The organism is Fodinibius sediminis, assembly GCF_900182555.1.
GTDB classification, from domain to species: Bacteria; Bacteroidota; Rhodothermia; order Balneolales; family Balneolaceae; genus Fodinibius; species Fodinibius sediminis.
Genome location: NZ_FXTH01000035.1, coordinates 1 through 7595, shown reverse-complemented (window position 1 = coordinate 7595; position 7595 = coordinate 1). Strand labels below are relative to the sequence as shown.

Sequence of the window (7595 nt, the reverse complement as noted above, 5' to 3'; positions counted from 1 at the left end):
TTCTTGCAGTTTATCTAGTTCTTTTTGTGTCATGATTTGCCTAAGTTAGTAAGTTTTACGTTACCAAACTCAGACAGAGTTAGATTTACACTCTCAAATGAGAGTGTAAATCTAATTCTTGTTTGATTTCTGAGTCTTCTTCAAGTTCTAATTCAGTTTGGGAATTATTTTCTGATGTTTCTTTAAGTTCAGTAATTATATTTCTAATTCTTTGTTTCCCGACATTAGCAATATTTGGATTTATATTATGTTTTTTACAAAACTTAATTAAGGCTATGTTCTCTTTTTTTTCTTTATCAATTTCTTCGGGTAATTGAACCATGATATATTTTCTCGAGCCCCCATCTTCTTTGTTTTTATCTACTACAGCATGTGCAGTAGATGATGAGCCAGCAAAAAAGTCTAATATGATACCTTCATTATCTTTGTTTAATTCTAAGCACGTTTTAATTAAATCTATTGGTTTCTTTCCATTAGGAAATGATACATTGCCTTCTTTGCCTACATTGTTGTAATCAAAATCATCCCATAGTGTACCTCTTTTTTCCAATTTAATTAGGTCATTATTCTTTTTATGGGCAACGTCAGATAACCAAATTACTCTTCTAATTGATGGGCTTATATAAGTTCTAACAACTTCTTTTCCTTCATGTTTACCTGATCTGGGGATATAATCAACTTCTAAAATTTCGTTGGACTCTAAGGCTCCTACAGAATCAATAACTCTTGTTCTAATACTACTTTGGGCATTGGTATCAGAAAAAATTCTATCAAAATATTTTAAATAAGCCTCCTTTTCAGTTAAGCCTTCTTCTTTACAAACTTGATTGATAGTTTTTCTTTCAAGATTCTTTCGTTTGTATATTTTTATTGGATTTCCTTCACCATCTTTAACTTTATCAAAAAATTCTCTTTCACCAGCATCAGTGAAAATGCTCGTATATTTCCAACTTTCATCATTAAGTCTCATTGACTCAATCATTTCCATTAAGTCATGTTCTTTATAGACATGAGTTAATGTGTTAAAAGAATCAAAATTCTTAGCATATATGAGAACATATTCAAGATTCTTTTTTAGTCTTTTATCTTCACCACCGCCAGATGCACCGGCTGCTACTTTGGTTTGGACACTAACTGTATTTATATAGTTTTCTTCCCCAAAAATTTCATTAAGCATGCTTTTTAAATGATTCAATTCAACATCGCTTATTGAAATACATATGTAACCATTTTGATTTAATAAGTTTTTTGCTATATATAATCTGCGGAACATCATGTTCATCCATCGAGAATGAAACCTTCCATCTGTATCTCGATTAGTTGTCTTCCAATTACCCTCTTCGTCCTTTTGGCCAGTGTATTTCAGATAAGTATCTAAGGTTTCCCCATAGTCATCAGGGTAAATAAATTCATTGCCGGTATTATAAGGGGGATCAATATAGATCATCTTTACCTTCCCAAAGTAGCTCTTCTGCAGAAGCTTCAATACTTCCAAATTATCACCTTCAATAAATAGGTTTTCCGTCTCTTCAAAGTTTACCGAATCTTCGCGCACAGGTTTTAACGTGGCAATACTGGGCTGCTGGATGATTTTCATGCACTCGGCTTTGCCCGGCCATTGCAAGCCAAAGCGTTCTCTACCCTTTTCTGGTACCCATTCACCAAGTACACGTTTCAAATGGTCAAAATCGATCTTATCCTCCCGGAATACTTCAGGAAATAACTGTTTTAATTTCTGCTTCTTATCCTCAGTTACGTCCATCGATGTTAAATCGAGCTTTTCGGGTTGTTCGGGCATGGGTTTTTAAATTAATTCTTTTCTAAATTCTTTTAATTTCCTTACATCAGTTTCCATATCAGCAAATTCAGGTAATGGATTGTTTCTTTCGGGCGACTGATCATGAGCTTGATTTGAACAATACGTCATCTGTTGTTCAACCTCATTAATAATATCATCATTGATTTGTACTCTTCTTAAATTTTGAGTTGCTACACCTAATCTGAAACGGTTTACAACATCACCTAAAATAAGTTCTTCAACGGCTCTTTCCCAAGACTCTCTTAAGAGCTCATACCATCCTTTGACCATTACTTTTAACATATTATCGGAAATACCTTCATTCTTTTTTGCTTTTCTAATCTCAGTGAGGCGTTTATTTAAAAAGGTTATTCTATGGTTTACTCTCATGCCTGTCCAAGGGCGTCCTTTATCTTCATCTACTACCCTTCCGGATATGTTTTTGTTATCAGACTTTAAATAAATCGTTTTAAGAAGACTATCAGAAATTTTTTGTTCTAATTCCAAAAGAAAAACGATATCATGCGTAAATATAATTATCTGTCGACCTGTGGAGTTTACTTCATCAACTATTCTTTCTGCCAACTTTGCTCTATGTTTATGATCAAGCGACGTTACTGGATCATCAAAAATAAGAGTTCCTTTATGTTTTGCATGACTTATTTCAGCTAAAAAATACGCTATTGAAACTGTATTCTTTTCTCCTTCACTAAAAATTTTTTGTGGATCTAAACCTTGTTTATTCTTTAGTAACATTTGACTTTTTGCATCTCCACCACGTCCTCTCCCTTTTATGTCCAGAGAAAATTCAGGCAAAATATTCGGTCAAATTGGTTGCTTTTAACCGATATTTCTTCAGCCCAGTCATTAGAAAAACTTATCCTTTCTTCATCAGATAAACGATCACGGGCAATGGCCAGCATCTTTTCTGAGGGATCGTTAATGACCAGATGCTTAAATGCATAGTTTCCATCAACGAGCATCTTGGCAAGTAATCCTGTGCCTCCACTCACATCTAAAATAGTATCGCCGTCGGTTGTTTTGAAGCGGCGAAGAAACGCTTCGTGGGTATGAACCAGATAATTTTTCCATTTGGCCTCATAAGAAGCAGCCTGCCTGTTGTATGCTGATATGGTTTGTTCAGACAAAGAATTCCCGCTCTTTATAGTCAAAATTTAAACGCATATATCCTCTATAAATCATTAATAACAGTATCGGTAGAACGGAGAAGACCGGTTCTACATAAATTAATGTAACTACCAAAATGATAATAGCTGAAGAAGATATTATCCAAAATGTAGTCGCCCACCCAAGTGATGTCTTGTCGATGTTTAAGAATCCATATAAAAGCAACGGAGCTACCAACGTCCATAGAATATTCCAGTTCCATTTGGTGGAGGGATACGAAGAAAACAGCCACAAAAACAGTATGAGCACTCCAATCAGCCCAACTACTCCGAAGAGAAAACGGTCGAACCAGTGCCAGAACGTTTTCCGGCTATGAAAGATGAAACTCAAGGGCACCAGAAGGCCCAGCAATAACCAAAAAGCCATGGCGGGTGTAATGAAAGGCATCGTGAACGTTGCCGGATTGGCGGGTACATACACGCTCTGTCCGGCAACCAGGGCAAGACTGGTATCCGACTGCTGCATCCGCGCGTTGGCAAAACGCTCTTTCAACAGGTCAGGCAGGAACAGGGTTTGCATCCCGTTGGGAATGCGGTCGGCGGGAGCGCCCAGCAAAACATTAATTCCAAATTTAGTCCACGGCACCGGTTCCAAATAATGATTGATAAACTGCCGGAAACTTTTCTTTGTTGGATTCAGGGGCTTTTGAAACCGGATCGAAGCGCCGGCAACAGCATTGATGACATCATAAACACGGGTGGTACAGTTATCATAAAAGAATTCATAGGAGTAGTACCGGTTTTCGGGCCGGACGTTGGTCTGTAAATAGCGGAACAGTTGTTGGATTTGCTCCGGGCTCAGGTTGAGCCGCTGCTCAGTGATGGTGCGCCCGGCCTTCAGGTAGGCTTGTTTTGCCCTTTCGTATTCGTTTACCGAAAGAAAATATTTCAGGTTGCCAAGGGCAAACTTCCGGTAAAAGCCGTCGGTATCAAAATCGAAGGTGCCGTAGTTGTTAGTACGGTCAATGTCGTTGACCGGATCAGTAATCCGCAGCGCGGTGTGGCCGAAAATTGTATAGAGTTCATCGCCCGGTGAGGCTGTGATAAGACTTACCTTAGTCTCCGACGAAAGCTGTGCCTGCTGTGCCCAAAGCGGAGTTGTTAAACCCCCAAAAAATATCGCCAGCAAGATGCAGAACTTTTTGTATGTGAAACATTCATTAACATTCAAAACAATAGGTGGCTTCATTCAATCTCGAAATACTTTCATAGTAAGCTAAAATATTATCGCTAACTACGTTCTATTTCGATAACTTTAAAATCCGTATGGCGCCCCACATTACAAAACAAAATACGACGGCTCCAATCAATAAGTCCGGCCACTTAGAGCCTGTAAAATAAACCAGAATTCCAGCTGTAATTACGCCGCTATTTACAATGATATCATTCGAAGTGAAAATAGAGCTTGCCCTCATGTGGGCTTCCTGACTTTTAGCTTTATTTATGAGCCAAAGGGTAACGAGATTCGCGACGAGTGCTACAGAGGCAATGATAATCATCCATTGAAACAAAGGCGTTTCGCCTACGCCCATAAATCGGCGGAGTACTTCTAAAAATCCCAGAGAAGCCAATCCCATCTGGAGATAGCCGCTTATTTTTGCCACCTTCTTTTTCCTTGCAACGGTACTGCCTACCGCAAACAGGCTAAGCCCGTAAACGGACGCATCTGCCAGCATATCCAGGGAGTCAGCAATCAGGCCCATTGAGTTGACAAGCCAGCCGGCCGTCATTTCTATGATAAAAAAGACTGCATTAATACCGAGAACCCACCACAGTATCCTTTTCTCTTGTTTCTTATTAGAAGAAGGTATATCAATCACTTTTTTCGTCGTCTCAAAGGAAGAATTTAGATTTAATGATTTAAGGGCATCGTCTATTTCTGATATCCCTTCCTTATGATAAACGCTCAGTGTACGATTTGGAATATCAAAGTCCAGCGATTGTATATTTCCAATGTCTTCCAGCTTCATTCGAATCAGTTGCTCTTCGGAAGAGCAATCCATTTGCGTAATTTTAAACGTTGATTTCCTCATGGTCTGTTAACTCAAAAAATATAGTATTGAATGGCTATATTATTCGTAGCGTGTGCATTCGTAGATTCCCTTGGCGCTGTCAGCCAGCAGTTCTTCAGCAAGCTGTATGATTTCATGCACGCGGGAATCGCTGGCCCGGTAATGGACATGCCGGCCGTCCCTGCGGCTTAGGGCCAGTCCGCACTCGCTGAGGCAGCGCAGGTGATTGGACACGTTGGGCTGGCTCAGGCCGGTCCGTTCCACGATCTCACCTACGGTGGCATCTCCCTCTACCAGAATCTCCAAAATGGAAAGGCGGGAGCCGTCGGAGAAGCCGCGGAACAGTTTCGATTTCAGTTCGGTACCGGGTTCGACTGTTATGGCTGGCATAGATAAATGTTTATGTTTAATTATTGATATATAAATATATAATTATATATTATTCAAAACAACATAACAATCCAATCATTGTACCGGAAATTCCCGAAATCCTTAATCAATCAGTAATATTAAAACCCAATGAACAATAATAAATTGTGGTTCTTGTTTGCGCCGGTCCTGCTGGTTGCGCTCATCGATCAACTCACCAAACAACTGGTTCGTACCACCCCATCCCTGCAGAACCTGGAAATTATTCCCGGATGGCTGGTCTTTGCCTACACCCAAAATCCGGGTATGGCGCTGGGAATTGACTGGTTTCCCACCTGGGCTATCAGCCTGATTTCCATTGTGGCGGTCGCCGGTATTTTTATTTACGTAGCAAGGAATTTGAGCCAGGCAACCCCCGGGTACCTTATCTGCATGGGACTGATACTGGGCGGAGCGCTGGGGAATATCATCGACCGGCTGATTATGGCCAAAATAGAAGGCTACGGACATATTCTTGAAGGGCGGGTCAATGATTTTCTGTACTTTACCTATTCTATTAACCGTGATCCGGTATTCCCCTATATTTTCAATATGGCCGATGTTTTTATAAGCACCTCCATCATTCTGCTATTAGTGTTTAACCGGCGCCTATTACCGGAACCCGCGAATCCCGAAACGGCCCAATCCGCTTAAAAAAGCTCCAGTACTACAAACAGCATGGTTAAAATGTACAAGATATAAGCAGCGTCAAACACAAGAATCTGCCACCTGCTAAAACCATGCTGTGATTTGCTTTGATGGACGAAGACCGAATAAAGCAGGGGCATAAGACCGACAAATGCCAAATTTACCCAGTATAGCTGAAAGTCCTCCACCGGGGTATTTACAAGAGCCAGCGGGAAAAAGGCCACGCTCATGGTAATGGCATTATCGGCAATCACGCTGGTTGTGCCGGCCGTTACTTCCCCGCCCTTTACGACGCTCCAGGTTTTAAAGATTTCAGGCGCAGTGGTCATTATTCCTGTAATAAATAATCCCCCGACGATTTGCGAAATACCCAGTGATGAAACAATGTTTTCTGTTGCCTTAACGATAAAAAAGGCGCCGACGGCAATAGCTATCGCTCCGGCCGCAGAAAGTGCAATATCCTTTTTCTCCCAGCTTATCTTTTCTCCTTCTTTTCGGCCTCTTAGAATTGCATGTGTCAAAAAAATGGCATAAACCCCTAACATAATCCACCCATCTACCGGTTGAAGCCCGCGCCAGGCTTTTGGCAATGTTAATATAGCTGCCAAAGGTTAACGAGGTGGTCGATCGCCAGATGAACCCGTACCTGGCGACCGGGCGCCGCAAACACAACCCCCGCTGGGATGAGCGCCGGGCGGACCCCGGGCCGCCACCGGATGACCCCTCCCCGGTGGAGGCGATGGCCTGGCGGTTGCAAACGCCTGAGGGCAAAGATTTTTATGGGCAACGCAAAGCAACCGTGGAGACCGTCTTTGGTATTATAAAACAGGTGCTGGGGTTCCGGCAGTTTAGCCTGCGGGGCCTCCGGAAGGCCGCCGGGGAGTGGAATTTGGTGCAATGCGCCTATAATCTGAAACGAATGCACGCCCTGGCGGGATAACCTGGCTGGGGAGAGGAATATCGCAGATAGAACTGGGAAAAATGAAGATTAGAAAACCAAAATACCCGCAATCACTGCCTGTAAAAATAATTTCTGAAATTCTACAACTGATTAGTCCGACACCTATAAAACGGTTTTCTGCCTTGGTTAGCGTCGACCTTATTTTTTTGAATAATTGTGATCGTTGGTTATAGCCAGAATGTAATCAGTGAAGGCTGTTATCCACTTTACATAACCGCCCCTTATATGACAAATCGAACCGGTTTGAGAAGGATTTTTTTGATCTTCCCAACATCCCTCCACTACCTCAAATACTCGCTGGGTCCACTTATCTCCCCTTTACATAATTCGGCATTATAAGACTAATCAAATTCCGAAATACCCATTGAAGAAATACTATATTCGATAATAATCTACTATTTATTAATCAGGTGTGACATAGAACCCAATGTTAGGCGGTTTTTACGTGGCAAGATAGCTCCATAGCTTTTTCATTTGATGTATTAGGGAAATTGTTTTATTCCTCTTCCTCGGTTTTCAGAATATTTGATTGCAGGTCTTCTTCCTCTTTTCCGGGGCCGACCGCATGAATAATATCATTG

At 41.3% G+C, this 7595-nt stretch carries 7 protein-coding genes and 2 pseudogenes; 2 read left to right on the top strand and 7 right to left on the bottom strand.

Annotated features, from left to right (window positions below):
• Window positions 1-85: 85 nt before the first annotated feature.
• The 6 genes from FN808_RS18640 to FN808_RS18615 all read right to left on the bottom strand — a co-directional run bounded on the left by FN808_RS18640 (window position 86) and on the right by FN808_RS18615 (window position 5387).
• Complete coding sequence (locus FN808_RS18640) at window positions 86-1798, bottom strand: site-specific DNA-methyltransferase (RefSeq protein ID WP_142716136.1); 1713 nt, start codon at window positions 1796-1798, stop codon at window positions 86-88.
• A 6-nt stretch (window positions 1799-1804) separates the two neighbouring features.
• Window positions 1805-2614 carry an AAA family ATPase gene (locus FN808_RS18635; protein WP_142716135.1) on the bottom strand — a complete coding sequence of 270 codons (810 nt, stop codon included), beginning with the start codon at window positions 2612-2614 and terminating at the stop codon, window positions 1805-1807.
• The gene (locus FN808_RS18630; RefSeq protein WP_185958505.1) at window positions 2590-2946 is read right to left on the bottom strand and encodes a class I SAM-dependent methyltransferase; all 357 of its coding nucleotides are present in this window, start codon (window positions 2944-2946) and stop codon (window positions 2590-2592) included. Before FN808_RS18630 ends, FN808_RS18635 begins: the two co-directional genes overlap by 25 nt.
• Window positions 2939-4114, bottom strand: coding sequence for an Lnb N-terminal periplasmic domain-containing protein (locus FN808_RS18625; protein ID WP_185958504.1), 1176 nt, complete (start codon window positions 4112-4114; stop codon window positions 2939-2941). Before FN808_RS18625 ends, FN808_RS18630 begins: the two co-directional genes overlap by 8 nt.
• 112 nt (window positions 4115-4226) lie before the next feature.
• A complete protein-coding gene (locus FN808_RS18620; protein WP_142716132.1) occupies window positions 4227-5018 on the bottom strand; it encodes a cation efflux transmembrane domain-containing protein in 792 nt (263 codons plus the stop codon).
• A 39-nt stretch (window positions 5019-5057) separates the two neighbouring features.
• Window positions 5058-5387 carry an ArsR/SmtB family transcription factor gene (locus FN808_RS18615; RefSeq protein WP_142716131.1) on the bottom strand — a complete coding sequence of 110 codons (330 nt, stop codon included), beginning with the start codon at window positions 5385-5387 and terminating at the stop codon, window positions 5058-5060.
• Window positions 5388-5516: 129 nt separating this feature from the next.
• Here FN808_RS18615 and FN808_RS18610 point away from each other — a divergent pair, with 129 nt between their 5' ends.
• Window positions 5517-6059: a signal peptidase II gene (locus FN808_RS18610; protein ID WP_142716129.1), complete on the top strand. Its 543-nt coding sequence runs from the start codon at window positions 5517-5519 to the stop codon at window positions 6057-6059.
• Here the strand turns inward: FN808_RS18610 and FN808_RS18605 are convergent.
• Window positions 6056-6661 (bottom strand): annotated as a pseudogene (locus FN808_RS18605) (calcium:cation antiporter family protein); the annotation flags it as partial. The gene FN808_RS18610 and the pseudogene FN808_RS18605 sit on opposite strands and share 4 nt — an antisense overlap.
• A gap of 125 nt (window positions 6662-6786) precedes the next feature.
• On the opposite strand from FN808_RS18605, the pseudogene FN808_RS18600 reads away from it, so the two are divergent.
• Window positions 6787-6993: pseudogene (locus tag FN808_RS18600) on the top strand (transposase); the annotation flags it as partial.
• Window positions 6994-7595 lie beyond the last annotated feature (602 nt).